At 45.5% G+C, this 25,022-nt stretch carries 28 protein-coding genes; 17 read left to right on the top strand and 11 right to left on the bottom strand.

What is annotated here, in order from left to right; genetic code table 11:
- Window positions 1–271 precede the first annotated feature (271 nt).
- Together BO53_RS0102640 and BO53_RS0102630 are read left to right on the top strand one after the other, a co-directional pair.
- Window positions 272–808, top strand: a complete 537-nt coding sequence (locus tag BO53_RS0102640) for a hypothetical protein (protein ID WP_031545159.1) — start codon at window positions 272–274, stop codon at window positions 806–808.
- A gap of 430 nt (window positions 809–1,238) precedes the next feature.
- On the top strand, window positions 1,239–2,198 hold the full coding sequence (locus BO53_RS0102630; RefSeq protein ID WP_031545158.1) for an IS30 family transposase: 960 nt from the start codon (window positions 1,239–1,241) through the stop codon (window positions 2,196–2,198).
- A gap of 109 nt (window positions 2,199–2,307) precedes the next feature.
- Here the strand turns inward: BO53_RS0102630 and BO53_RS0102625 are convergent, their stop codons facing one another.
- Window positions 2,308–2,556: a hypothetical protein gene (locus BO53_RS0102625; protein WP_031545157.1), complete on the bottom strand. Its 249-nt coding sequence runs from the start codon at window positions 2,554–2,556 to the stop codon at window positions 2,308–2,310.
- Window positions 2,557–3,511: 955 nt separating this feature from the next.
- Here BO53_RS0102625 and BO53_RS0102615 point away from each other — a divergent pair.
- The 4 genes from BO53_RS0102615 (at window position 3,512) to BO53_RS0102600 (ending at window position 5,167) form a co-directional block, all read left to right on the top strand.
- Window positions 3,512–3,820: a hypothetical protein gene (locus BO53_RS0102615; protein WP_031545155.1), complete on the top strand. Its 309-nt coding sequence runs from the start codon at window positions 3,512–3,514 to the stop codon at window positions 3,818–3,820.
- A gap of 127 nt (window positions 3,821–3,947) precedes the next feature.
- On the top strand, window positions 3,948–4,229 hold the full coding sequence (locus BO53_RS0102610; protein ID WP_031545154.1) for a hypothetical protein: 282 nt from the start codon (window positions 3,948–3,950) through the stop codon (window positions 4,227–4,229).
- A 310-nt stretch (window positions 4,230–4,539) separates the two neighbouring features.
- Window positions 4,540–4,752, top strand: a complete 213-nt coding sequence (locus tag BO53_RS0102605) for a helix-turn-helix transcriptional regulator (RefSeq protein WP_031545153.1) — start codon at window positions 4,540–4,542, stop codon at window positions 4,750–4,752.
- A complete protein-coding gene (locus tag BO53_RS0102600; protein WP_031545152.1) occupies window positions 4,745–5,167 on the top strand; it encodes a hypothetical protein in 423 nt (140 codons plus the stop codon). The genes BO53_RS0102605 and BO53_RS0102600 overlap by 8 nt, the downstream gene beginning before the upstream one ends.
- Before the next feature lie 647 nt (window positions 5,168–5,814).
- Here the strand turns inward: BO53_RS0102600 and BO53_RS0102585 are convergent.
- Window positions 5,815–6,120, bottom strand: coding sequence for a hypothetical protein (locus tag BO53_RS0102585; protein ID WP_031545150.1), 306 nt, complete (start codon window positions 6,118–6,120; stop codon window positions 5,815–5,817).
- 221 nt (window positions 6,121–6,341) lie between these two features.
- Between BO53_RS0102585 and BO53_RS0102580 the strand changes: the two genes are divergently transcribed.
- From BO53_RS0102580 to BO53_RS0102565, 4 genes are all read left to right on the top strand, one after another.
- Entirely contained in the window at window positions 6,342–7,019 is a 678-nt protein-coding gene (locus tag BO53_RS0102580) for a response regulator transcription factor (protein ID WP_031545149.1), read from the top strand.
- Window positions 7,019–8,398, top strand: a complete 1,380-nt coding sequence (locus tag BO53_RS0102575; RefSeq protein ID WP_031545147.1) for a sensor histidine kinase — start codon at window positions 7,019–7,021, stop codon at window positions 8,396–8,398. Before BO53_RS0102580 ends, BO53_RS0102575 begins: the two co-directional genes overlap by 1 nt.
- A 154-nt stretch (window positions 8,399–8,552) precedes the next feature.
- Window positions 8,553–9,581: an ABC transporter permease gene (locus tag BO53_RS0102570; RefSeq protein WP_031545145.1), complete on the top strand. Its 1,029-nt coding sequence runs from the start codon at window positions 8,553–8,555 to the stop codon at window positions 9,579–9,581.
- Between the two features lies 1 nt (window position 9,582).
- On the top strand, window positions 9,583–10,269 hold the full coding sequence (locus tag BO53_RS0102565; RefSeq protein WP_031545143.1) for an ABC transporter ATP-binding protein: 687 nt from the start codon (window positions 9,583–9,585) through the stop codon (window positions 10,267–10,269).
- Window positions 10,270–10,297: 28 nt separating this feature from the next.
- Here the strand turns inward: BO53_RS0102565 and BO53_RS0102560 are convergent, their stop codons facing one another.
- Window positions 10,298–10,807, bottom strand: coding sequence for a GNAT family N-acetyltransferase (locus BO53_RS0102560; RefSeq protein ID WP_031545141.1), 510 nt, complete (start codon window positions 10,805–10,807; stop codon window positions 10,298–10,300).
- Between the two features lie 188 nt (window positions 10,808–10,995).
- Here BO53_RS0102560 and BO53_RS0102555 point away from each other — a divergent pair, with 188 nt between their 5' ends.
- Together BO53_RS0102555 and BO53_RS0102550 are read left to right on the top strand one after the other, a co-directional pair.
- Window positions 10,996–11,913: an ABC transporter ATP-binding protein gene (locus BO53_RS0102555; protein WP_031545139.1), complete on the top strand. Its 918-nt coding sequence runs from the start codon at window positions 10,996–10,998 to the stop codon at window positions 11,911–11,913.
- Window positions 11,906–12,868 (top strand): ABC transporter permease, encoded by a 963-nt coding sequence (locus tag BO53_RS0102550; RefSeq protein WP_031545137.1) that lies wholly within the window; start codon window positions 11,906–11,908, stop codon window positions 12,866–12,868. The genes BO53_RS0102555 and BO53_RS0102550 overlap by 8 nt, the downstream gene beginning before the upstream one ends.
- Window positions 12,869–12,914: 46 nt before the next feature.
- Here the strand turns inward: BO53_RS0102550 and BO53_RS0102545 are convergent, their stop codons facing one another.
- From BO53_RS0102545 to BO53_RS0102520, 6 genes are all read right to left on the bottom strand, one after another.
- Window positions 12,915–13,292: a hypothetical protein gene (locus BO53_RS0102545; RefSeq protein WP_031545135.1), complete on the bottom strand. Its 378-nt coding sequence runs from the start codon at window positions 13,290–13,292 to the stop codon at window positions 12,915–12,917.
- A gap of 19 nt (window positions 13,293–13,311) precedes the next feature.
- Window positions 13,312–13,527: a helix-turn-helix transcriptional regulator gene (locus BO53_RS0102540; RefSeq protein ID WP_031545133.1), complete on the bottom strand. Its 216-nt coding sequence runs from the start codon at window positions 13,525–13,527 to the stop codon at window positions 13,312–13,314.
- A gap of 209 nt (window positions 13,528–13,736) precedes the next feature.
- Window positions 13,737–15,023, bottom strand: coding sequence for a TRAP transporter large permease (locus BO53_RS0102535; RefSeq protein WP_031545131.1), 1,287 nt, complete (start codon window positions 15,021–15,023; stop codon window positions 13,737–13,739).
- Window positions 15,020–15,508, bottom strand: coding sequence for a TRAP transporter small permease (locus BO53_RS0102530; protein ID WP_031545130.1), 489 nt, complete (start codon window positions 15,506–15,508; stop codon window positions 15,020–15,022). The genes BO53_RS0102535 and BO53_RS0102530 overlap by 4 nt, the downstream gene beginning before the upstream one ends.
- 36 nt (window positions 15,509–15,544) lie before the next feature.
- Entirely contained in the window at window positions 15,545–16,549 is a 1,005-nt protein-coding gene (locus BO53_RS0102525) for a TRAP transporter substrate-binding protein (protein WP_031545128.1), read from the bottom strand.
- A gap of 286 nt (window positions 16,550–16,835) precedes the next feature.
- Entirely contained in the window at window positions 16,836–18,089 is a 1,254-nt protein-coding gene (locus tag BO53_RS0102520; RefSeq protein ID WP_031545126.1) for an amidohydrolase family protein, read from the bottom strand.
- A gap of 111 nt (window positions 18,090–18,200) precedes the next feature.
- On the opposite strand from BO53_RS0102520, the gene BO53_RS0102515 reads away from it, so the two are divergent.
- The 3 genes from BO53_RS0102515 to BO53_RS0102505 all read left to right on the top strand — a co-directional run bounded on the left by BO53_RS0102515 (window position 18,201) and on the right by BO53_RS0102505 (window position 20,808).
- Window positions 18,201–18,935: a DUF429 domain-containing protein gene (locus BO53_RS0102515; RefSeq protein ID WP_031545124.1), complete on the top strand. Its 735-nt coding sequence runs from the start codon at window positions 18,201–18,203 to the stop codon at window positions 18,933–18,935.
- Between the two features lie 220 nt (window positions 18,936–19,155).
- Entirely contained in the window at window positions 19,156–20,370 is a 1,215-nt protein-coding gene (gene fdhA / locus BO53_RS0102510) for a formaldehyde dehydrogenase, glutathione-independent (protein ID WP_031545121.1), read from the top strand.
- An 81-nt stretch (window positions 20,371–20,451) separates the two neighbouring features.
- Entirely contained in the window at window positions 20,452–20,808 is a 357-nt protein-coding gene (locus BO53_RS0102505) for a hypothetical protein (protein ID WP_031545118.1), read from the top strand.
- Between the two features lie 84 nt (window positions 20,809–20,892).
- On the opposite strand, the gene BO53_RS0102500 is transcribed toward BO53_RS0102505, so the two are convergent.
- Both BO53_RS0102500 and BO53_RS0102495 read right to left on the bottom strand, forming a co-directional pair.
- Window positions 20,893–21,657 carry a 2OG-Fe dioxygenase family protein gene (locus BO53_RS0102500; protein ID WP_031545116.1) on the bottom strand — a complete coding sequence of 255 codons (765 nt, stop codon included), beginning with the start codon at window positions 21,655–21,657 and terminating at the stop codon, window positions 20,893–20,895.
- A gap of 82 nt (window positions 21,658–21,739) precedes the next feature.
- On the bottom strand, window positions 21,740–22,231 hold the full coding sequence (locus BO53_RS0102495) for a small multi-drug export protein (RefSeq protein WP_031545114.1): 492 nt from the start codon (window positions 22,229–22,231) through the stop codon (window positions 21,740–21,742).
- 151 nt (window positions 22,232–22,382) lie between these two features.
- Here BO53_RS0102495 and BO53_RS0102490 point away from each other — a divergent pair, with 151 nt between their 5' ends.
- Both BO53_RS0102490 and BO53_RS0102485 read left to right on the top strand, forming a co-directional pair.
- A complete protein-coding gene (locus BO53_RS0102490) occupies window positions 22,383–22,658 on the top strand; it encodes a GNAT family N-acetyltransferase (protein ID WP_031545112.1) in 276 nt (91 codons plus the stop codon).
- A gap of 83 nt (window positions 22,659–22,741) precedes the next feature.
- Window positions 22,742–24,925 carry a DNA topoisomerase III gene (locus tag BO53_RS0102485; RefSeq protein ID WP_031545111.1) on the top strand — a complete coding sequence of 728 codons (2,184 nt, stop codon included), beginning with the start codon at window positions 22,742–22,744 and terminating at the stop codon, window positions 24,923–24,925.
- Window positions 24,926–25,022 lie beyond the last annotated feature (97 nt).

The following is a 25,022-nucleotide window of genomic DNA, read 5'->3' as shown; positions in this document are numbered from 1 at the left end:
ATAAATGACTTGCGCCCCCAATTAATCGCTAATAGCTAACTGTTGCGCATGTAATATATATCGCTTATCGACAAAAAATAAAGGTCGGTCAATTTTGTATTGATCAAAAATATGTTTTTCTGCTCTACAATTATTAAAGGTTCCATATTATTATTTTCCCATTTTATATTCTAAAAAGTGTGTTACAGTAAACGCGTAAATTCTATATTTATTCTTATGTTACATATATTAGAATTTATAAATCTGGGTGATAAATAAAGGGGAGTATATTGTGAAGAAATTGTTTTTAATTTTCATGACTTTCAGTTTACTTGTTAGTGGAGTGTCTAGCGCCGAAGCATCAACCCAAAAAGTTGACGAGAACAGCAGCTTCGAAGAAACTCAACTTGTGTTGGAACAATACATAACTAGAACTAAAGATGGGGAAATAAAGTTTGATGTTGAAGAAGCTAAAGATGATGGACAAAGCGAATTTATTATTGGAACTGGTCAAAAAATAAACCAAGTAAATCAAGCGTACAATAAGAAGCCTGGAGAAGTAACTGTTATGGCGCTTTCGCTACCTGTTTGGGGTAACTGGTGCGGCCCTGGACATGGAGGCGGGGGCACTAAAGATGTGCTTGATAATATATGTAAACAGCATGATTTAGATTATAGAGATTACGGTTATTTCGATTGTGGTAGTGATAAAAGATTAATGTCCAGAATAATTGCTCAAACTTATAAAATGAAATTTTTGGAAAAACAAATGGCTTATGCTGTCTTTGCATATTTTCAAGCACAATCTGCTGCAAACGGTTGTTATTAAATAATAATATAATTATGAGGGGAGATGTGTAAAATTAAAAATAAGTTTACTACAATCTCTTTAATCTGTTTATTGATAGGCATTCTCGTTTGGATTCCCAATATTTTATTTGAAATTTCTAGTCCTTTTTGGCTTTTAACTTTCATTGTTTCTCCAATTGGGGTAGTTTTTGGTGTCCTGTCAAAAAGAACATTATTGATATTCCTTAATGCTCTTATGTTTTTCAGCTTTTTTATTTTTATGGCCATTGGATATATTATCAATTCGATGATGTAAAAAGAGATAGGAATGTAATATTTAATGAGAGTGGCTTAAGTCACTCTTTTTTTACTGTCGCCGATTGTAAAATTAAGCTAGACACATAGAAAGAGCCACTCGTGATACACTCAAAATGTATTTCCAACCAAAGAAAACATAGGAGTGATCACGAATGACCTACACCCATCTTAGCACGGATGAACTGGTAATCATAGAACCCTACTTTCATCAGAACACCCCTGTTTCAAAAATCTCGAAACGGGTCTGCCGGGCCCGACAGACGGTCCATAATGTTGTGGCTTTTTTCAGAGCCGGCCACAGCGCATTGGACTACTACCAGCGCTACAAGGCAAACAAGCAGCGCTGCGGCCGGAAACGGACAAGACTGCCAGCGGACCAACACGCATATGTGACAGGAAAAGTGGCCCAGGGCTGGACACCGGATGTGATTGCCGGCCGGCGTGACCGTAAGATACAGTGTTCCAGCCGCACATTGTACCGCATGTTCAAGCGTAAGGACTTTGATGTGTCCACATTGCCAATGAAAGGCAAAAGAAAACCCAACGGTCATAAGGAACGCCGGGGGCGACAGACGTTCCGGCGCAACATTTCCGAAAGGTTGGACGACTATCCAGCGTTCAATAAAGAATTCGGCCATCTGGAGGGCGACACTATTGTCGGTGTGCGACATAAAAGCGCCGTCATCACGCTGGTTGAACGGCTATCCAAAGTCATCATCACATTGAAACCTGAAGGTCGGACGGCCAAAGATATCGAAACTGCCATCAATACGTGGTGTCACTGGGTGCCGAGAAACCTGTTCAAGTCCATCACTTTTGACTGCGGTAAAGAATTCTCCAACTGGCAGTCGATGAGCAATCGAAATGACCTGGCCATCTACTTCGCCGATCCGGGCACACCGTCACAACGCGGGCTGAATGAACATTCCAATGGTCTGCTCAGAAGGGATGGACTGCGTAAAGATATGGATTTCAACACAGTCGACCAAGCTTTTATCTCATCGGTCGCTGCAAGAAGAAACCATATACCGAGAAAATCATTGAACTATCGTACGCCGTTGGAAGTGTTTTTGAGTTACATGGGTGATAAGGAACTGTCTAGCTTATTTTGACAAACGAAACTTCTCAAAACAATAAGGGACTTCTCTAGCATATCGAGAAGCCCCTTATCAGTATTTATCTTCTGAAGGACCGCAACCACTTCAGATAATGTATTCGATTTTAAGGACCGCCGCCTATTATCCAAATTACAGAAAATAATAATATTAAAACACTAAGCAAAAGAAATAATGCGTTTACAACAAGAGCGATCTTTCCTAAGATACCTGTTTCTTTTTTAATGCTGATCACACCAAAAATTGTACCCAATAGAGCAAATATAAAGGAAAATAATATTGGATATAATGGCTCAGAACCAAAGAAAGGAACTATCACTAACAATGAACATATAGCTGCCAAATATTTAAACATCTTACTCCCTCCAATCTATTGGAAAGAAATTAAAAAAAGATGAACTCAAAATGTATTGCTGAAAAATGATTTAATTTCAAACATAATACCAAAAATTTCTTCCTTAAATAAAAAAGAATATAGCTGGAAGACAACTACTCATGAAAATCTGTTTTTACTAAACTTGTTTATTTTTAATTGCTTCTAGATCTGCTTCTATCCGAGGCATCATATTTTTAAGGTGTTTAGACTTTTTGAACGTTAATAAATGTAAGGATTTAAAAAACTATGATTCAAACTTAGATGCACCATTCTCATCATGGTTTGCTATTATATTTATGTTTTTCCTTCTTGTGATTTTAAGAATCACTTATATTTTGTCATATAAATTAATAATCGGTAGACATGCCAGATACGATATAGACAAATAAAAAGAAGATACCGAATGCTATTGTTATAATGAGAGACACCCCAGGAAGAAGATTGGGCTCTGATTTTTTTAGAATACCAATTATTGAAAGTACTAAAGCTAAAGCTAATGAAATAAGACTAATATAAATTTCTATCGCCGGGCTTCCTGTTATAATCGGCCCTCTCGTCATAATGAGTGTAAAATAAAATATGGAAAAAACGATACTAAGCAGAGAGAACCAGCTTATCAAAGATGCACTTCTCATAAAATTCTACACCTTCTTTCAATTGTATTATTTCTATTTTTGGCCAAATTTATTTTTATAAACATAATTGTTTTGTGATATTGGATGTTTGGTGAAGGAACTTCATTTTAGAATATGATATTCGAATAAATTAGATGGAATATTTTACGATTGAGTAATTAAATGCAAAGATCCAAGCTGTTTTTGTTTCTTAAAGATATGGAATTCATTAGATAATATATTTATGTTAGGTTGTGTGTAAATGAAAGTTGAACTTTTTACAAAATCAGATCCTTCAATTTTATTAAGGATGAATAACGATGAAATATAAACTGCGATTCATTACAACCAGAGGAACTTTTATTACGATAGCTGTGTTTGTTTTAATCGTGATTTTAAGAAGTTTACATTTAGTCCCGGGAGAAATTTACTACAATAATAACATACCTCCAACATTACCTTTGATTCTTTTATCAATAGCTTCTTTCATATTTCTGATACTTGGAATTTTTTGTTTATTTGTCTTAAAGGAAAGAAGAGGAATGCTTATTTTGTCGCTAATAGTGAATATTGGCTTTCTTGCTTTCCAATATTTCTTATTTTTTGGTCTATTACAATGGGGTGCATAGCGCACTTTATTACAAAAAGAGTATAGAGTAAAATCGTTTCCATAAACATAATTGTAGTGAAAAACACCGTAGGCTAGATTTTTCTATTTTAGTAGTTAAATAAATATTTTCAGATTGGGGCTTTAACATGAAAAGTTGGCATATTCATGGTTTAAATATAATCATTTTAGTCGCTATGTCAGTATTTGGTCTACTTGCTTTGTTCGGGAATGCAATGAGTGCTGTCTCATCTCCCAGCATCAATTTTGCAGTCTACACTTCATTTTTATGGTGGGGAATTTTTTACGGTATTCAGTTTTTGGTGCAAAACAATATTTGGAGAGTTACTTGGTTTTTAATTTCTTTAATTGTTCTATGGTTTTGGATTTTTGGTGGGGGAGCCTCATTTTGGAATATGATGTTCGAATAAATTAGATGAAGTATTTTATGATAGAGAATTTAAATGCAGGAATTTTGTGATGATTAAAGTTGTTTTTTTCAGGGCGTAAGTATGAATTCTAATCAAACGGTGGGTAAACGATTAATGTGGACCCCATGTCAAGGACACTTTGAAAAAATCGCATATACTAACACTTCACCATTCAATATGAATCCTATTATAATAAACCCCAGTTTTTAAGATGCGTGGGATGTAAAATTAACGTAAAGATATCTTTACTTAAAGGGATTCATTAATTATAATAATAGTAAAGGTATCTTTACTTTTTGGAGGGGGAGTCTTGGGAGTAATAAACCATATCAAGGAAATCCGCACAAGGAAGGGAATCACTCAAATCAAAATGGCCGAAGATCTTAAGGTAACACGGCAGACGATGAATGCGATTGAGAAAAATAAGTATAATCCCAGCTTGGAGCTTTCTCTTAAAATTTTAAAGTACTTTGACGAACCTATGGAAAATGTCTTTATTCTCGAGGAGGATGAAAATGAATAATCTATTCGATCAGGAGAACCAAGTTAAAAACATCAGAAAGAGCAGATTGTATATGGTCCTGGGAATAGTGGGTGGGATGCTGCTGGGATCCCTTGTGATTTATTTCATCCAAGGTCGATTCCCGATTGAAGTCATGGCTGGAGCAACTTTAGCTGGATTCTTACTGCTGCTTTTTGAATTTTTCATAGCCAGACATGAAAAAAGCGATTTACCAGAGACGGATGAACGCATTTCCCATAACATTTTCGTTTTCATGTCCATACTCTCTCAAGCAGCTCTTGCCATTCTGGTACTGGGATTATCAGTTTTTTCACTGTTCGGCGAAGAATCGATATCAATAATCTATTTATGGATCTTTTTCCTGATTTACATACTTGTCGGGTCAATAGGTGGCATCATTGTAAAGAACAGGTAGGAAGGTACAATAAGTGATGGTGGGTCGGTTCAATGATCGTCTATCCAGTCCCACCAGAAAAAGGAGTAGATACCCAACACTGTAGAGTGCAGAGGTCTACGCCTGCGTCCATGAAATCATTTGCTAGAATATGATGTTTACAAAAGGATTACCGAAAAGTGTGACCGAAATCATTCCTATAATTATTCCTAAAATGAATATAAAGATCAGTCTTCGTTTTTCCATCCTATCATTCCTCCATAAAGTAGTTCCTATTCAAATCTCGAATATAGATGTGGCATAAAATTCCTTGATAATAAACTATAACCGAATTTTGAAAATTCAAACAAAATTGGTTTTCATCATCCGAAAACAGAAGAGAGAGAAGTGTTACTGAAGTTTCTTGGGGATGTTATCCGTATATTGATCGTCATTCCTTTCATCATAAATCCCATTAAAATAATGTGCAGAAAATCATTGTACTGTACAAAAAAGGGGAGGCTCAGTAAAGAGATTTTCCTTGCTGAGCCTCTCTTTCTAATCCTCCGATGCTTCCGCTTCTTCAGTATCTTGCTGCCAAGAATAAAGAGGAGGAAGAACCAGATATCAAAGATGTGGAGTTGAAACAACGAATGAAGAAAAGAATGTGGCTCCTTTTATTGGTAGACTCATGGTACGCGGCTTTCTTTCTTGTCTGAAAGGCGCTTGAATAATATAAAAGGCGCAAGCGTAAAATTTACAAGCAGAATGGAACTGCTGGGAAGAAATCGAATTTTTTCAATCACCTTATTATCTTCCAGAGCTATGAAAGGATAGCTCACCAAAGATACAACAAAATAGATGGTCAACAATATGTAAGGAAACGAGAGGATAGTTCCCTCTGTGAACTCGGTAATAACAAAAATATAAAAACCGAACGCTACAATCGATAAGATGATAGCGATGCCTCTCAGAAAAATGTTGCTTAATTTCATATTGGTCACCCTCCAATCCATAAAAATCTTATGTATTTACTCTATCTGAAATTGAAGTATTTAACAATAGAAGTGCGATTTGAAGGTACAAATTATTATGTATGCCCATATATTGAATAGTTCTGAAAATCTGTTCATATTCGGTTCATACAATAATGATAGAATGGATGAAAATGATTTTAAGGGTTTGTACTAGAATGCTTTGTGAAAGGATCGAAAGTATGGCACGCGTTTTGATTGTGGATGATGATAAGAATATACGGGAGTTTATTCGGCTGGTGCTTGAAGAAGAGGGGTATGCGACAGTCGAATCTACAGACGGAAGAGATGCATTGAAAAAGATCAAGGAACACCCATGTGACATAGCGGTTGTGGATGTAATGATGCCCTATATGGATGGCATAGCACTGACGAAGGAAATTCGCGACATATACAATACCCCCATCATCATCCTTACAGCCAAAGGTCAGATTGAAGATAAGGAGTTGGCTTACAGGGCCGGTACGGACGATTACCTGGTCAAGCCTTTTGAAGCAAAGGAACTGATCTTCAGGATAGAGGCCCTGCTCCGCCGGTATGGTGCAGGGGAGGAAGAGGCCCCCGTCAGGTTCGGCAATGTCCTGCTTTATCAGCAAAACTATTCAATCAAGATCGGTTCCAAGACAGTGAAGCTGCCCCTTAAGGAATTTGAGCTCCTGTATTTGCTTGGTAAGAACCCCGGACGTGTCTTTACACGCGAACAGTTGATCGAAGACATCTGGGGTCTGGATTTTGAAGGGGATAATCGGACAGTGGATGTGCATATCAAAAGATTGAGGGAACGTTTCAGACAACTATCGGTGCCAGTCAGCATCCATACGGTCAGGGGAGTCGGATATTCCCTGGAGGTGGATGAGTGATGCGCTCCTTATATTCCACTTTTGCTGCAACGACAATAGGCATCATGATGCTCAGCTTTCTGACTGCATTCTTCATTTCGAACACGTATTACCAGCAGTACTTGAAGCCGGAAAATGATGAGAAGAATACGCAGATTGCCAAGGAGATGGCGACCTTCATCGAGGGTAATCCTGAAGTGTCCATCAATGAATACCTCGAGAATATGGCAGCTGTCGGTTACCAGCTGTACTTGGCTGATGATTCGGGTGATGGGACGTTCTACGGCTCGGAATTCAGAGAAGCTGCGCTTCCAAATCATGTCGTTGAAAACGTGCTGGATGGAAATATCCATCATGGCATGCAGGAATTCCCGAGGGAAACGTTCGTCACCGGTTTCTTTGCCAACGAACTCAGAAATACCATCGGTATACCTTTGGAATATGAAGGGGAAAAATACGCACTGTTCATGCGGCCGGATATAGAGAAGCTCTTCAATGAAATGCACCTCCTGTTCGGCTGGCTTTTCCTTCTCACAATCGTTTTGAGCATCATTTTCGTGCTTATTGGGACCAAATATATGGTGCGCCCCGTAACCCGCCTGAGCGCGGCTACAAAGGCGCTGTCCAAGGGCAGCTACGATATCGGCGGACTTGAAACGAAGCGGAAGGATGAGCTGGGCGAATTGACGAAGAGCTTTGCGGTGATGGTAGATAGAATCAGGCAGACTGAAAATATGCGCAGAGATTTCATTTCCAACATAACCCATGATATAAATTCTCCGCTATCCAATATAAAAGGGTACAGTGCACTGCTTCAGAATGAACTGGACAGTGATGGAAAAGCACAGGAATATCTCTCGATCATCAATGGCGAATCCGACCGCATCAGTGCAATGACGAACCAGCTGCTGCTGCTGTCATCTCTGGATCATGAAGATCATCTTCTGAAAAAGAAGATATACGATGTCGGCAGCCAGCTGCGCCGGCTGATCCATCGCTATGAATGGAAGATTAATGAAGACAATCTGATGCTTTCCCATGATATCCAAGATGTTGTTATTGCAGGGGACGAAACATTGCTCGAGGCGGTATGGGACAACCTGCTGTCCAATGCAATCAAATATAACAGCAAGTTTGGTGAAATCGGGATAGAGCTGATTGAGCATGAGGATAATATAGAGGTCAGCTTCAGGGATACTGGCATCGGGATGGGAGAAGAAGCGAAGCAGCACATCTTTGAACGGTTCTACCGGGAAGATTCCTCAAGATCGGGGAAGATACAAGGGTCGGGCCTCGGCCTCTCGATTGTGCAGAAAGTTGTGGAGCTGCATAATGGAACGATCAGTGTCCAATCAAATGATCATGGCACTGTATTCCGGGTTGTGCTCCCAAAAAATTAAAATAATCCTCCTCAGTACATATTGCGTTCATATTCGAAGTATAGAGTATGAAATACAGATGAACTAGGGAGGATGTTTTTATGGAAAACAAGAGGAAAGTACTTTCTGAAGCACAATCATACGGAGTGGCCGGTACAGCAGAGGAGGTGTCAGAATGAAGATGGCATGGAAAGAGATGGTGAAGTTCAAGACGAGATATGTGATTCTGGGGTCGATAATTTTCCTGATCAGCCTGCTGACGATGATCATAGCCGGCCTGGCGAATGGGCTGTCATATGATAATGCCTCACTCATCAAGGATATACCCGAAGGCACCTTCTATATGGAGGCGGAAGCGGAAGGACTGTATAATTTTTCCGGTTTGAATGAAAAGAATAGGGCGGAAATCAAAGAAGCGGTACCGGAAGTTGCATTTTTCTCCATACAGATGGGAGAGCTCGAAAGTGAAGATGGGAAGCGGCATGGCGTTGCATTCGTCAATTCAGACGGAAGTCTGTTTCCTCGAGTGAAGGAAGGGGAGACGATTGTGGATGATTCACTGATGGAATCGGCCATCAAAGAAGATGAGGGGCTGACCAACAGACTGCTGGATGGCGAATTGAAGGTGGATACATTCGTCGAACAGCAGAAGTTCAGCCATTCTCCCGTCGCATTTGTAGATCGTGCAGATTTCGATGAGATGTATCGTACGGATGAATACCAGATCGCTTTTGTAGAAGGTGAAGATGCGCCTGCAGTTGCGGGGCTTGAGCGATATACAAACGATGAGTTCATGAACACCATTCCTAGTTACAGTGCAGAGCAGCTGTCATTGAACATGATCGTCGTATTCCTGTTCATCATCAGTGGCATGCTTTTCGCCATATTCTTCTATATGATCAACGTACAGAAGATTGCCATGTACGGTATCCTGAAGGCCGTCGGCGTCAAAACAGCGACCCTCTTCAGGATGATGTGGGCACAGATGGCCATCATTACAACCATCTCCCTCATTTTATCAGTAGGGCTCAGCCAACTGCTTGCCCTAATTATGCCTTCAACCATGCCATTCATGTTGACAGCCGGTTCTGCTTCCATGATGTCACTTGTCTTCATCATCATTGGATTCGTCGGTTCCAGCGTGTCGGGAATCCAGATCAGCAGAGTGGAACCGATGCAGGCAATAAACCAAGGAGGTGTGTAGGATGCCGATTCTATCAGTCGATGGACTTGAAAAGACATTCAGCAGTGCCAATAGGGAAGAAAAAGTTTTGAAGGGAATCAACCTGGAAATTACCAAAGGTGAAATCACTGCACTCACCGGTGCTTCCGGGTCCGGAAAAAGCACTTTGCTCACAATAGCAGCAGGTCTGCAGAAATCTACGGCCGGCACAATCATATTTCAAAACGAAGCACTGACAGATATGAACACCCGTCAGGTACAGGCCATACGGGCCAAAAAGTTCGGCTTTGTATTCCAGCATGCGCATCTCGTACCATTTTTGACGGTGCAGGAGCAGTTGGAGCTGATGATGGATACAGCAGAATTGAAATGGAGCAAAGACAGAAGAAAAGAGGAAATCAGAAGCATACTTGACCTGGTCGACATGTGGGGACATAGGGACAGTTATCCTGGTACGCTTTCCGGTGGAGAGAAGCAGAGGGTGGCGATTGCCCGGGCAGTTGTCCATAAGCCTGAGATGCTGTTTGCCGATGAACCGACGGCGAGCCTTGATTCGAAACGCTCGATGGAAGTAATGAAACTGCTGAGGACGTTATCCAGGGAGCGGAACATCACAGTACTGATGGTGACACATGAGGAAGAAACCCTTGAGTACGCTGATACTATCGTACAGATGAAGGATGGGGTCATCGGGAAAGGATTAGTATGATAGAAAGAAGAAGTATCGCAAGAAAAACTTATCTGGGCGATGCTTCTTTTTCGTACAGATCGAGCTGGTAGAAGCTTAGGTCGAGCCATCTGTCGAACTTGAACCCGACGTTCTTCAATGTACCTGCATGGACAAACCCGAACTTCTCGTGCAATCTGACACTCCCGCTGTTGGATGCATCGATTCCAGCCACCATAACCCTGTATCCTTCTGTTCCCGCAATACGGATGAGTTCTTCAAGGAGCTGTGTAGCCACTCCTTTACACCTTGCGGATTCTCCGACATAGATTGAGTGTTCAACAGTATAACGGTAGGCAGGTTTATTTCTGAAAGCGCCATAGGTGGCGAAGGCGACTACATGGTCTGCTTCCTCGTATACAATGACCGGCTCTTTTTTCTGTTGCTTCTCTTTGAACCATTGTTCTCTGGCTTCAAGGTCTTCAACTTCATAGGAGTATGTGGCGGTGGAGTTGAGGATGGCATCATTATAAATGGCAAGGATATGTTCGAGGTCCTGGGCCTCAGCATTTCTGATCATGACTTCACTTCCTCTAATAATAGATGGTCAGTACTGGTTCTATTATTATCATTCTATCAGAAGTATCTGGATGCAAAATGGAAGATTTTTAGCTGAAAGAAGATATTACTTTTTTAATGTGGTAGTCTATAAAATGGAGTATTAAGAATTACACACTCCCACAAATTCATCGAGAGGAGCGATTTGATATGTCTGATGCGACAATGAAAGTCATCGATCTACATAAGGATATCGGTCGCAAGCAAATCATCCGGAACCTGAACTTTGAAATACATCCAGGAGAGGTTTTCGGCTTCATCGGCCCGAATGGCGCCGGCAAGACAACGACAATCCGCATGATGGTAGGACTGATTGGCATTACGAAAGGTGATGTCGTCATTAAGGGCCACAGCATCAAAAAGGAATACAGGAAAGCAATCAGCGAAGTGGGGGCGATCGTCGAGAACCCTGAAATGTATCCGTTCATGACAGGCTGGCAGAACCTGAAGCATTTCGCACGCATGTCGAATGGCATTACAGATGAGCGGATTAGGGAAGTCATCAAGCTGGTCGGTCTGGATAAAGCGATCGGAACCAAAGTCGGGAAGTATTCACTCGGGATGCGCCAGCGCCTCGGTATTGCACAGGCACTGCTCCACAGCCCATCGGTGCTCATACTGGATGAACCGACGAACGGACTGGATCCTGCCGGCATCCGTGAGATTAGACGCTACATACGCAGACTGGCAGTGGAAGAGAATGTCTCCGTCATCGTATCCAGCCACCTGCTCAGTGAAATCGAACTGATGTGTGACCGGATTGGCATCATCAAAAACGGTAAACTCATCGCAACCAACGATTTGAATGAAGAAAACGATACTGATACTGCCATCGTCAATCTGGATGTGAATCCGAAAGAGGAAGCCATTAAAGTGCTGCGGACGATGCCGAATATTGAAGTGCTGGAGACGGTTGACCGTCTGCAGGTCCAGTTGAAAAGGGATGACATACCGCATCTGGTGACGACAATGGTCCATCGGGATATTGAAGTATATGGCGTCAATGTTACCCAGACCACACTGGAAGACCGATTCCTCGAGATGATTGGAGAGAATGTAATTGACTAAGCTATTTGACCTCGTCAGAAATGAACTCGCTAAAATCTACGTACTGAAATCGACCTGGGTCATGTATCTGTTCCTGGTCGCACTCGTCATCTTCAGCCTGATTATGAATACTGTCACCGATTCGGTGGATTCGGAGACGACCTACACCGATGATTGGGAGACTGAACTGCAGGAAGAGAACCAGACACTGATGGAAGAGATTGAGACGGAAGGGGAAGACGATCCTTTTATCGAATCCACCAATATGACCCTGATAGAGGAAAATACGTACCACCTTGAAAATGATATCCGTCCATACGGCTACAATGCCGGCACTTTCGTTCTCGACAACCTGTTTACTACATCACTTGTCAGCCTGTTTGCCATTATCATTGCCGGAGGCATCGTCGCCAATGAATTCAGGTGGGGCACAATCAAACAGCTGCTGATCCGGCCGATTTCAAGGAGCACCATACTGCTTTCGAAATACATCGCCGTCCTTCTGTTTACTCTGCTCACCCTATTATTCCTGATTGCAACGAGTGTCATAGTGGGACTGATTGCATACGGACTGCCGGCCATCAATCCGGAAATCATCGTCAATCGCCCCGAAGGCATGGCGAGCAATGGGATGCTGTCTGAAATTTTCATGCAGTATGGCTTCAAAGTTCTCAACATCATCGTACTCGCCACATTCGGCTTCATGATTTCTAGCATCTTCAGGAGCAGCGCCCTCGCAATCGGGCTCTCAATGTTCCTCATGTTCGTCGGAACCACTGCCGCCCAGGCTCTGGCGCAATATGCCTGGTCCAAATATATACTCTTCGCCAACACCGATCTGTCCGTGTACTTCACACCATATGGACCGATACGTGAAGAGATGACCGTCGGATTTTCAGTCGGAGTCATCGCAGTATACATGGTCATATTCATCATTGCTTCCTGGGCTGTGTTCACCAAGCGTGATGTGGCTTAAGAACGCAAATAAAATCAGGATGAAGCTTCTGCTTCATCCTGATTTTTTAATACAATTTCGCATAGATGACGAATGATATGAGCACGGTGGATATCATCAGTGCGCCAAATATCTGGAACAGGTAATATGCTGGTGCGTCAATCCAGTTGAACTGCAGAGCTGTCGTAAAAAATATGAAGTAGATGACCATGGCGACGAATGATGCCATGGTTCCCTTCTGCCTGATCAGCTTCATGCGTTCATCCTTCTGTATAAACTGCGGATATAGGTATGCCATACTGAAGTTGACAACTGCGATGGCAACCAGCGTATAGAATATGCCTGCCGGTGGTGATTCTGCCATAATTGCTGCAAATCCTGTAAGTCCAGCCAATACAATAAAGAAAATACCGAGTATAAGAAACGACCCTCTTGGACTATTCATATTTAAATATCCCTCCTAATCACTTGGATTGCTTATAATCCTTATCCTCCAGAAAGAAAATCTGCTCGACCCTCACTTTGAATAATTCCGCCAATATCATCGCCAATGGCAGAGAAGGATTGTATCTGCCTTTCTCTATGGAGATGATGGTCTGCCTTGATACTCCCAGCTTTTCAGCGAGTCTGTCCTGTGAGTATCCCATTTTCTTTCTGCATTCTGCTACATTGTTTTTCAATGGCATACCACCTCTTTGTTTTAATTCTATTGTAAAGTAAATTTTACGTCAAGTATACTTTACAATAATGGAAGCTCCCAAGTATAAAAGCAGAATTTCAATTTTCATTCAGACCGAAGAAAAATTCATCAGTATATTTAAAAGACGGGCTCCTATTTTTGGGAACCCGTCTTTTAAGTTAGAATACATTAAATTATAATGTTTCAGCATCACTGAGTCAGTCCAGCCATCCACATGGAGAGTTGTGGAATGAACGCGATCAGGATCAGGCACAGCACCATGACGATGATGAATGGTATGACTGCGACTGTGGTCTTTTCGATCGACACTTTCCCGACACTCGAGGCAACAAACAGATTGACGCCGAGTGGGGGTGTGACGAAACCGATGGCGAGCGCAACGACGAGAATGATGCCGAAGTGGATGGGATCGACGCCGACGGCTGTGACGACTGGGAGCAGGATTGGTGTGAGTACCACCAGTGCTGAAATCGTATCAATGAACATGCCGACTACGAGCAGGAACAGGATGACGATGAACAGTATGGCAACCGGGTTGGATGACAGGTTCGTCAGGTAGGTTGCGATGCTGTTCGGTATCTGCTCGAGAGTCATGAAGAAAGCGAATGATACTGAGAAACTGATGATGATCATCGTGGTCGCATTGATGATGACGGTCTCCATGAAGCCGTCGTAAATCGCCTTGAAATCGAGTTCCTTATGGATGAATATGCCAACGATCAGTGCATAGACGACTGCAGTAACAGCGGCTTCCGTCGGGGTGAATATGCCGCCGTATATCCCGCCAAGTATTATAACGGGAATGAGCAGCGCCCATTTGGCTTCATTCAGTGCTTTCAGCACGTCCTTAAAGTTGAATGTCCGTTTATCTTCCGAAGGTTTATATCCCTTCGCCTTGGAGATGAAGTAGGCTGTAAGCATAATGGCAATGCCGACGAGGAGCCCTGGCAGGATGCCTGCCATAAAAAGAGCACCGACGGATACGTTGCCGATTGCGCCATAGAGGACGAGCGGAATGCTTGGAGGTATGATGACCCCCATGGAACCTGCCGTTGCAGGCACGGCGGATGCAAATCCCTGATCGTAGTTTCTTGCGATCATCGCTGGAATCATGAATCCGCCAATTGCCGCAACTGTTGCCGGACCTGAACCGGCAATGGCGGCAAAGAACATGCAGGCAACAATCGTAACAAGTGACAGTCCACCGGTCATCCAGCCGACGAGGGCGGTTGCCAGATCAAGCAGTCTTTTCGAAATGCCGCCCTTTCCCATGAGTACACCCGCCAAAATGAAGAATGGGATGGCGAGGAGTGGGAAGGAGTCGAGTGATGTAAAAGCTTTTTGGGCAATCAGGTTGATCGGCAGATCCGTGCCGAACCATATGGCTGCCAGAGCAGAGACTCCGAGTGAAATCGCAATGGGCACGCCAATCAAAAAACAGAGTATGAAGACCCCGAATAATATCGCTACTGTCATGATGCCGCCTCCTCGGGTTTGTCATAGTCTTTATTGATGATTTCAATCAGTTGTATGATGAGCCGTATCATCATGCTCAAGGCGCCAATTGGGACGGCAAGATACGGCAGCCAGAAAGGTATTTGTGTGGCAGGAGCGACCTGACCATACTGGAGTGTCGTCATGACGAGCTGGGTTCCGAAGATCGCAACGAGCAGCACCATCAGGAACCAGATGATGAGGGCGACGATATCAATCACCTTTCTGGTCATGCCATGAAAAAGGTCGATGAATGCCGAGACTTTGATATGTTCCCTGAGTTTTACTGCATAGCCGGCCCCGATCCACACCTGGAAGATATGTATGTATCTTGCCGCTTCCTCCGTCCAGCTTGGGGCATTCTGGAATATATAACGTCCGATGACCTGACCGAAAATGAGCGCTACCATCAGGACGAGGGTCGCAATGAGGAATCCTTCTTCAAATCGATTCATTTTTTTTATCATTATTTCGCTCCTTCTATAGGTCGTAGGATTATAGAACTATTCATCTCTGGCCTCGAACAGGTCGTTCAGCAGATTGTTGCCGAGCTTTTCATCATATTTTTCATATACTGGCTCTGCCGCCTCGATGAATTTTTCACGCTGTTCCTCGGTTATTTCATTCACCTTGAGACCATCCTCCTTCATTACCTCGAGGTATTCCTCATCCTGCTGGTGGGCAAGCTCCCGCTGCTCCTCGCGGAACATGATGGCCGCATCCATGACCACTTCCTGCAGGTCTTCAGGTAGCCCTTCGTAGAAGTCATTGTTCATCAGCAAAACGGTCGGCATATAATATTGGCCGACGAGGCTCATGTATTCCTGCACCTCATAGAGGTTGCTGGTATAGTACAGTGAAATTGGACCCTCCATGGCATCATAAGTGCCCTGCTGCAGTGCAGTGTACATCTCACCGAATGCGAATGGGGAAGCATTGGCTCCGAATGCCTTGAAGATATCCGTCTGTACAGGGCTCTCCAGAGTCCTGAATTTCAGTCCCTCCAGATCTTCCGGTTCGTAGATGGGGCGTTCGTTGTTGGTGATATGGCGGAAGCCATTTTCCGCATATACGAGTCCCTTCAGGTTGTAGTCTTCCAGTTCATCGAGCAGGCTCTGGCCGTACTCCCCATCAAGCACTTTGTAGGCTTCATCGTAGTCATCGAAAAGGAACGGCAGGTCGAGCACCATGAAGTTCTGATTGAAGGATGATACGGCGGCAAGTGCCGGAATCGTCATCTCGACATTGCCGAGCTGTACGGATTCGACAGCTTCGCGGTCTGATGGGAAAAGGGACCCGCTCGGATAGAGTTCAACTTCGAGTTTGCCGTCGGACTCCCTTTCGATCTGCTCCTTGAATTTTTCCCCGATGATATGCGATGAATGGCTTTCTGATACAAGGTAGGCGAGCCGGATGGTCGTTGTGTCGGATGACTCGTTCTGGTTCGGGCGGCCGCATGCGGACAGGACAAGCGTCAGCATGAGGACAATAAAGATCGTTTTTTTCATTATGGACACGTCCCTCTATTTGGATGGTATTAGTATGCATATTCACGATGAAAGGAATAGTGATAGGTATTTCGGATGATATCGGAGGAGCCTCTGTTCCATACCATACGTATGTAGTCTAATTTGTGCATATAGTATGCTATAGTATTTTCACAAAACTGTAAAGATTAAAAATAAAGGGGCGGGACGGCCCAACTGACTGCAAGTAAAAAAAATTATTCGAATGGATACCAATACATACATGTAAAAGGACGCACCCTTTGCCAGGATGCGTCCTTTGTGTGCACTACATATCTTCCAGCAGTTCATGTGAAATTTCATTCTTCCTTGGGGCACGCTTGAAGAGGTGCTCCCCTTCACGGATTGAGGCAAGCACTTCCGCCCGTTCACGCACCGCTTCATACACATCATATGCATCAAGGACGATGAAGTTTGCCGGTTTGCCTGTTTCGATGCCATACTGGTCTTCCAGCTGCATGACCTTTGCACCATTATATGTGATGAGGTCGAATGCCCTGTTGATTTCATCGATATGCGTATAGTGGGAGAGATGGATGCCATTGTCCAGGATATTCATCATGTTGCCGTTGCCGAGCGGGTACCAGTAGTCCGCAATTGAATCCTGGGCGAATGCAACAGAATTGCCGTTTGCGAGCAGCTCCTTGACCCGCGTCAGCCCGCGGCGCTTCGGATAACTGTCGCTGCGCCCCTGCAGGTGGGCATTCTCGGTCGGACAGGAGATGAAGTTGATCTTCGATTCACGGAAGAGCCCCATCATCTTCGCTGCATAGCTGTCATCGGCAGAACCGAAGCTGCACGTATGGCTCGCCGTCGTCTTCTCACCATAGCCCTTCTCCATGACAAGTGCATTCAAAACCTCCAGGAAGCGGCTGTTCGGGTCATCATTCTCATCGCAGTGGATGTCGATCATGACATCATACTTAAGCGCGAGGTCGACGATGCGCTTCAGGGATTCCACGCCATGCTCGTATGAAATCTCAAAATGGGGAATCCCGCCGACGACATCCGCCCCCATCTCGAGCGCCTTTTCGACGAGCGCTTCTGCGCCTTCATAACGGAAGAATCCTTCCTGTGGGAATGCAACAAGCTGGAGTGTCACGATATCCTTCAGCTCCTCCCTCAACTTGAGCAGTGCCTTCATGCCGGTGAGGTTGGGGTCCGTCACATCGACATGGGTCCGGATGTACTGGACACCGTGGTTCAATTCCTTCTTTATGCCGCGCAGCGCCCGTTCGCGCACCGTCTCTTCGGTCAGCGACTTTTTATTGTCACTCCAGCGCTGTATGCCTTCAAAAAGTGTGCCCGAGATGTTGGCGTTTCCCTCTCCGACTCCGGAAAAGATATAATCAAGGTGCAGGTGGGGATCGACATAGGGGGGCAGAACCAAGCGGTGCTCCAGATCGATCACTTCTTCTGCATCGTCAAGGTTCTGGCCGATGGATTTGAAGACGCCGTTTTCCACCAGAATTTCACTGGCATCCTCCTGGCCGTATATTTTGGCATTGATGAACTTTTTCATAAACGCGCTCCTTTCAATTTAATACACATCAATTTTAAGAGAGAAGCAGCTGCAAAGCAACAAAGGCATAGAGATAGAAATACATTATGGAAGCAGGATGGTGGGATACGAATGAAGTTTATTGGAGTGGACCTGGCATGGACGTATAGAAACGAGACGGGCATTTGTGTAATGGATGCAGATGGTGTGGTGGAATTCCTGGATGCTGATGTCTACACCAATGAAGCGGTTGTTGCCATCATCAAGGCGCATCTGGATGGACCGGCTACAATTGCCATAGACGCGCCGCTGATCGTCAACAATGAAACTGGGTCGAGAGGGGCGGAGGGTGCACTGATGCGTTCGCGGATTCACGGGCACAGACTGTTCGCATTCAACTCGAACCGCTCGTATCTCAGCCGTACATTTGGGGATATACGCGGAGAGACGCTGATGCAGGAGATCATGAAGGCACTGCCGGATATAAGAATCGGATTTGATAGTGAAACCTCAAACATTGTGGAAACATTTCCGACAGGCATCTGCTGCGGACTTTTTCCACAAATGTTTCCGGTCAGATACAAAAGGAAGCGGAAGGTGCCGTTCGAGGAGACATGCGGGGAGATGGACCGGCTGACGGGTCTTTTCAAAGAAATGGAAGCGGAAGGCAGAGTGCAAGATCTCATTGAAAAAATAGATTGGGACCTCCGCAGTGCAACACGGAAATCGCACAAGCATCTGGAGGACAAGGTGGATGCGTTCCTATGCGCATACGGCATGTATAACATATATACGGGTGCCGCAGAAGAGAAGATGTTTGGCAGTATAGAGGAGGGATTCATCATTCTTCCTATAAAAAATGAATGACATAATCTCCAATTATTGACTGAAAATTCAGAAGGATATATGATGGTGTCAAAGGATTTTTTACATATCCTTACACAACACGCTTGATGATCAGAAGGGGATCAGAGCCCATAGGGCTTTTGATATAGACTTAAAGCGAAAGGAGCGTAAGTACTGTCGCAAATGTCTTCGAGCTGCATAATCAGACTAAAAGGTGTCAAACACTAACAGGAGGGTTAAGATGGCAGGAAATCGTGGTGTAGTCTATACTGGAGCAGGTAGCGTTGAAGTAAGGGATATCGATTACCCGGATCTCGTACTCAGGGAAGGTCCCGGGGTACCGAAAGAGAACGTTGGACGGAAATGTGAACATGGGGTCATTTTGAAAGTCATTACAACAAACATCTGTGGCAGTGACCAGCATATGGTCAGAGGAAGAACGACAGCGCCTGAAGGACTGGTCCTCGGACATGAGATTTTGGGAGAAGTCATTGAAGTGGGCAGGGACGTGGAATTCGTCAAAAAAGGCGACATCGCCTCCGTGCCTTTCAACATCGCATGCGGCCGCTGTGTCATGTGCCAGGAGCAAAAAACACATATCTGCCTGAACACCAATCCGGAACGTGCCGGTGCGGCCTACGGCTATGTGGATATGGGTGGCTGGGTCGGCGGCCAGTCCGAATATGTCATGGTGCCATACGCCGACTTCCAGCTGCTTGTCTTCCCGGATAGGGAAGTGGCTATGGAGAAAGTACTGGATTTGACGATGCTTTCCGATATCTTCCCGACGGGCTATCATGGTGCCTATTCAGCAGGCGTCAAGACAGGTTCTACGGTATATATCGCCGGAGCCGGCCCGGTCGGCCTCGCTGCAGCACACTCGGCACAGCTTCTCGGCGCGTCCCGCGTCATTGTCGGTGACCTGCAGGATGAGCGCCTCAAACAGGCGGAAAGCTTTGGATGCGAGACGGTCAACGTCTCGAAGCACGACCGTTTGAGTGAACAGATTGAAGATCTGCTTGGAGTGGACGAAGTCGATTGTGCCGTCGATGCCGTCGGTTTCGAAGCGTCCGGACACGGTGAAGGTGGCGGGGAACAGCCGGCGGCCGTGCTCAACAGCATCATGGATGTCACGACAGCCGGCGGTAAGCTCGGTATTCCAGGCCTCTATGTAACCGAGGATCCAGGGGCATCCGATAAGGAAGCGCAGCAGGGTACTCTGAAAGTGCGTCTTGGCCTCGGCTGGGCAAAGGCACATACATTCGTTACAGGACAGACACCTGCAATGAAATACAACCGTGACCTGATGAAGGCCATCCTTTCCGGCCGTGCAGATATTGCGAAAGCGGTCAATGCAACGGTCATCAGTCTGGATGAGGCACCGAATGGATACCAGGACTTCGATAAGGGTGCAGCGAAGAAATTCGTCATCGACCCGCATGGTTCATTGAAATAGCATGGCAATCTTTCCCCCATGATTAGGTCATGGGGGAAGGATTGATTATAAGTAAAAGAAATATCTGGTTGGGTGGGTCATATGAAATTGCTTAAAAATGGTTTACCTTTATTAATGACGATTTACATAATAGGATGTTTTTTTCTCACACTGGCGTTTATAGGAGAGATACCCTTCTACGTCATAGCTGTGACTGTTGTGGTGGGATTGTTTATAGATATGGAGGGGAATACTCGAGAAGGCCTGAAGATTGATGGCGTATTGAGCAGAATAATGTATACGGCAGTTATTATTGGAGTGATAACCCATAATCTTTTTGCAGAAATATCAATCAATCAGTTCATATTCATATTGCTGATTGTCCATCTTACATCGAGGCTGTGGTTCAGTAAGTCAGAATACCTGAGGCACACTTTAGCGCCTTACGGCAATGAGTGACGAAACTTCAAGGTCACGCAATAATATTATAATATGGAAAGAAAACCCCTGAAGGCGGCACATTCCGCTCTCAGGGGCTTCTTCCTATTCATCCATGTCTGCAACGACTGTCAGCTGATAATCGATCAATATGACGGATCTGACGCCTGGTGTGCCGGCTTCACCCTTTTCAACCGGACTGACGTAGTGGCTGACTTTGAAGTCATAGACGCCGTAGGATTCAAGGGGCTCTGTGATTTCAAAGATTTCATGGAGGTCATCATCACGCGCTTCCTCCGGTTTTCTTCCCCTGACTTCAGGTATACCTATGGCGTTCGTCCCCCCTTCGACATTGGTACGTTCCACCAGGTGGGCAAAGGTGAACGGCTCCCCGTCCTGGTGCAGGCAATCCGGAGAAGACACGGCCCGGTCCTGATCGGATTCAACCATCAGTTTGACGAAGTGTACACCGACATGGATCGGCATGATCTGATCCTCTTCTTTCCAGAATGTCTCCCGATAGTTCGCCATGATGATTTTCTGGAGCAGACGGTTGTTCTGGATGGATGTTCCGATGGAATGGAATTCCCTGTAGGAGCCTGCATGTTCAGGGTTGAACTTCCCCTGGAAGTAGGCCGAATATTCTTCGCCATCTCTTCGGATGGTCGGCAGCCATTCGATGGTGCCGGACGTGGGAAGGACAAGTGCCCGGGAGTATCTGCGATAGCGGTTTGCTTCCGGGGCATAGTCGTCTATGGGCAGATCTTCGAAGTAGTCGAGTATCTCCTTGTAGTCTGCTTCAATGCCGTCATAATCGAGGCTTGTCATAAGATCGTATTTTGCATATCCATTTTTCTGCAGGTTATTCATTCATATCTGTCCTTATCGGTTAGTTTTGTGACATTGAATATATTAACATGAACCATAATTTTATGACAATTTGATATATGTTCTATTCACTTATGAAACGGCTGAGGAACTGAGGGTCTTCGAGGTTCATGAAGTCCACTCCGAACAGTACAAGTATGGAAAGGCCGAGTGTCCAGGCGACGACACTCAACGTCACCCACCAGAATGTGGCCTTCTGGCTGCCGCCGAGTATGACGGCCATCAGTGCCGTAAAGTGGCTGCCGACGAAGAATGGACCGATGAAGGCGAGGCCCGGCAGCCCGTATTTCTTCCAGATGGCTTCGGCACGCTGCGATTTACGGTCCCTGGTGTTGCCTTTCCTTTCCTGTCGTGCGAGATACCATCTTTTGATGCGATCCATCAGGACGATGATCAGAAGCAGTGTGACAAGGTTGCCGAGAATGCCGATGATAAGGGTCATGGTGAAATTCATTCCGCCGAGAATACCGACCGGTACGACGACGAAGGCTTCGAACAACGGAATGGCGGATAATACGAAAACGATGATATAGGCGATGATCAGTGATGTGTTCATTGGATACCTCCGAGCCTGGATTCTATTTGAAAACAGTTTAACACAGAACGCACCCCCGTGGCTTTTATCCCTTCCGCAGAGCCATGAATGTTTCAAAAGGCTGAAAACGTCTATTAAAGATATAAAGCTAAAACTATTGGGAGGAAGACTGATGGACATAAAAAAAGGTGAGAATATGTTCTTTGTCGGGGAGGATGAAGTCAACCCCGAAGCTGAAATCATATTCAGTGTGGATGATGACGGCGACTATGTAGTGGAAAGCACAAGGGTGGACGACAGCCTGAGTGGTGAGGGCGTCGGCACCCAGCTGGTCGAAACGATGGTCGAGTTCGTCGGCCAGGAGGGCAGGAAGATCGATCCGCAATGCCCCTTCACACGGAAGGTCATGGAAGACGATGCTGAAATGAGGAAGCTGATCAAAAATTAATTTGCTGCCGGGGATGAATATTCCCCGGCTTTTTCTGTATAATGGGGAATTATAGTGCTGTGATTTTGAAAGGATGAAGTAAATTGGCTAAAAGTGTAGTGCTCGCCGAAAAACCTTCTGTGGCAAGGGATATTGCGAAAGTATTGAACTGCCATAGGAAGGGGAACGGCTTCATTGAAGGAGATAGATACATAGTGACATGGGCACTCGGGCATCTTGTGACGCTCGCCGACCCTGAAAGCTATGACAATAAATATAAGACATGGAACCTCGAGGACCTGCCGATGCTGCCGGATCCGCTCAGGCTGACGGTGATCAAGAAGGCCGGCGGACAGTTCAATGCGGTGAAATCCCAACTGCTCCGCAAGGATGTGGACAAAATCATCATCGCGACGGATGCCGGAAGGGAAGGGGAGCTTGTTGCACGATGGATCATCAAGAAGGCAAAAGTGAACAAGCCCATTGAACGCCTGTGGATTTCATCTGTAACGGACAAGGCGATCAGGGGAGGGTTCGATAACCTCAAGCCCGGAAAGAACTATGAGAACCTCTACGAGGCGGCAGTCGCCCGTTCGGAAGCGGATTGGTACATCGGATTGAATGCCTCCCGTGCACTGACGACCAAATTCAATGCGCAGCTCAACTGCGGGCGCGTGCAGACGCCGACCCTGGCGATGATTGAGAGCAGGGAAGAGGAAATCCGGAATTTCAAACCGAAGACGTACTACGGCATCGAAGTGCACACAGATGGATTGAAACTGACATGGCAGGACCAAAAAGGCAACAGCCGGAGCTTCGACAAGGAACGGATCGATGCTCTGGTGAATAAGGTGGACGGCAGTCCACTGACGGTCGACTCGGTGGAAAGCAAGCCGAAGAAGACGTTCGCCCCGGGGCTCTATGACCTGACGGAACTTCAGAGGGATGCCAACAAGCAGCTTGGATTCTCGGCAAAAGAAACACTGAATGTACTTCAGGGGCTATACGAACGCCATAAGGTCGTCACATATCCGAGGACGGATTCAAGGTATCTGTCAAAAGATATCGTGCCGACATTGCCTGAGCGGCTGAAGGCGTGCGGCATCGGGGAATACCGTGCCACAGCGACACGCATCCTGAGAGGGAAGATACAGTCGAACAAGTCCTTCGTCGACGACAGCAGGGTCAGCGACCACCATGCGATCATCCCGACAGAGAACCATGTGCACCCATCCGATTTCAACGAGCGGGAACGCAGACTCTATGACTTGGTCGTCAAAAGGTTCCTCGCCGTTCTTCTGCCGCCGCATGAATTTGAACAGGTGACGGTGAAGGCGGCAGCCGCCGGAGAGACATTCATCGCCAAGGGCAGAACCGTCCTCAAGGAAGGCTGGAAAGCGGCTTATTCCAATCACTTCGATGAAGAGGAGACGGATGATGTCAAAGACCAGCAACTTCCGAAACTAGAGAAGGGTGAATCAATCCAGGTGCATCGTGTGACCCAGACGTCCGCCCAGACGAAGGCGCCTGCACGCTTCACGGAAGCGACGCTGCTGTCCGCCATGGAGAATCCGGCAAAGTACATGGAAGTCCAGGACAAGAAATTGAAGTCCATCCTAGACTCGACCGGAGGGCTCGGTACAGTCGCTACACGGGCGGACATCATCGACAAGCTGTTCAATTCCTTCCTGATAGAAAAGAATGGACAGTCCATCAAGATCACTTCGAAAGGCAGGCAGCTGCTGGACCTTGTTCCTGATGCCCTCCGGTCGCCCACGACTACAGCAGTGTGGGAACAGAAACTTGAAGGCATCGCCAAGGGCGTGTTGAAGAAGGCGGACTTCATCAACGAAATGAAGGCCCATACGAAGGCAATCACGCAGGAGATCAAAGAGAGCGACAAGAAGTTCAAGCACGACAACATATCCGGCAAATCCTGTCCCGACTGCGGCAAGCCATTGCTCGAAGTCAACGGCAAGAAGGGCAAGATGCTCGTCTGCCAGGACAGGGATTGCGGCCACCGCAAGAATGTCGCCCGCGTCACCAATGCCCGCTGCCCGAAATGCAAAAAGAAGATGACGCTGAGCGGTGAAGGCGAGGGCCAGATCTTCACATGCAAGTGCGGCCACAGGGAAAAACTGTCCGCCTTTGAGGCAAGAAGGAAGAAGGAAGGCCGCGGCAAGGTCGACAAGCGTACCGTCCGCAAGTATATGAAGGAGCAGGAGGACGAGGCGCCGATCAACAATGCACTCGCCGAACAGCTTAAAGCACTGAATCTGGACAAGTAGGGCAGCTACTGCAGATGTTGAAGGCGGATTTGTAATTTAAAGCTTCGTGTGGCATAATACCCTCCAAGGTTGAGATAGGCATATAAATTGATGAAAC

This window comes from Salinicoccus luteus DSM 17002, from assembly GCF_000712035.1.
GTDB classification, from domain to species: Bacteria; Bacillota; Bacilli; order Staphylococcales; family Salinicoccaceae; genus Salinicoccus; species Salinicoccus luteus.
Note: the sequence above shows the minus strand (reverse complement) of the source record. Positions and strands in the feature narration are given on the sequence as shown.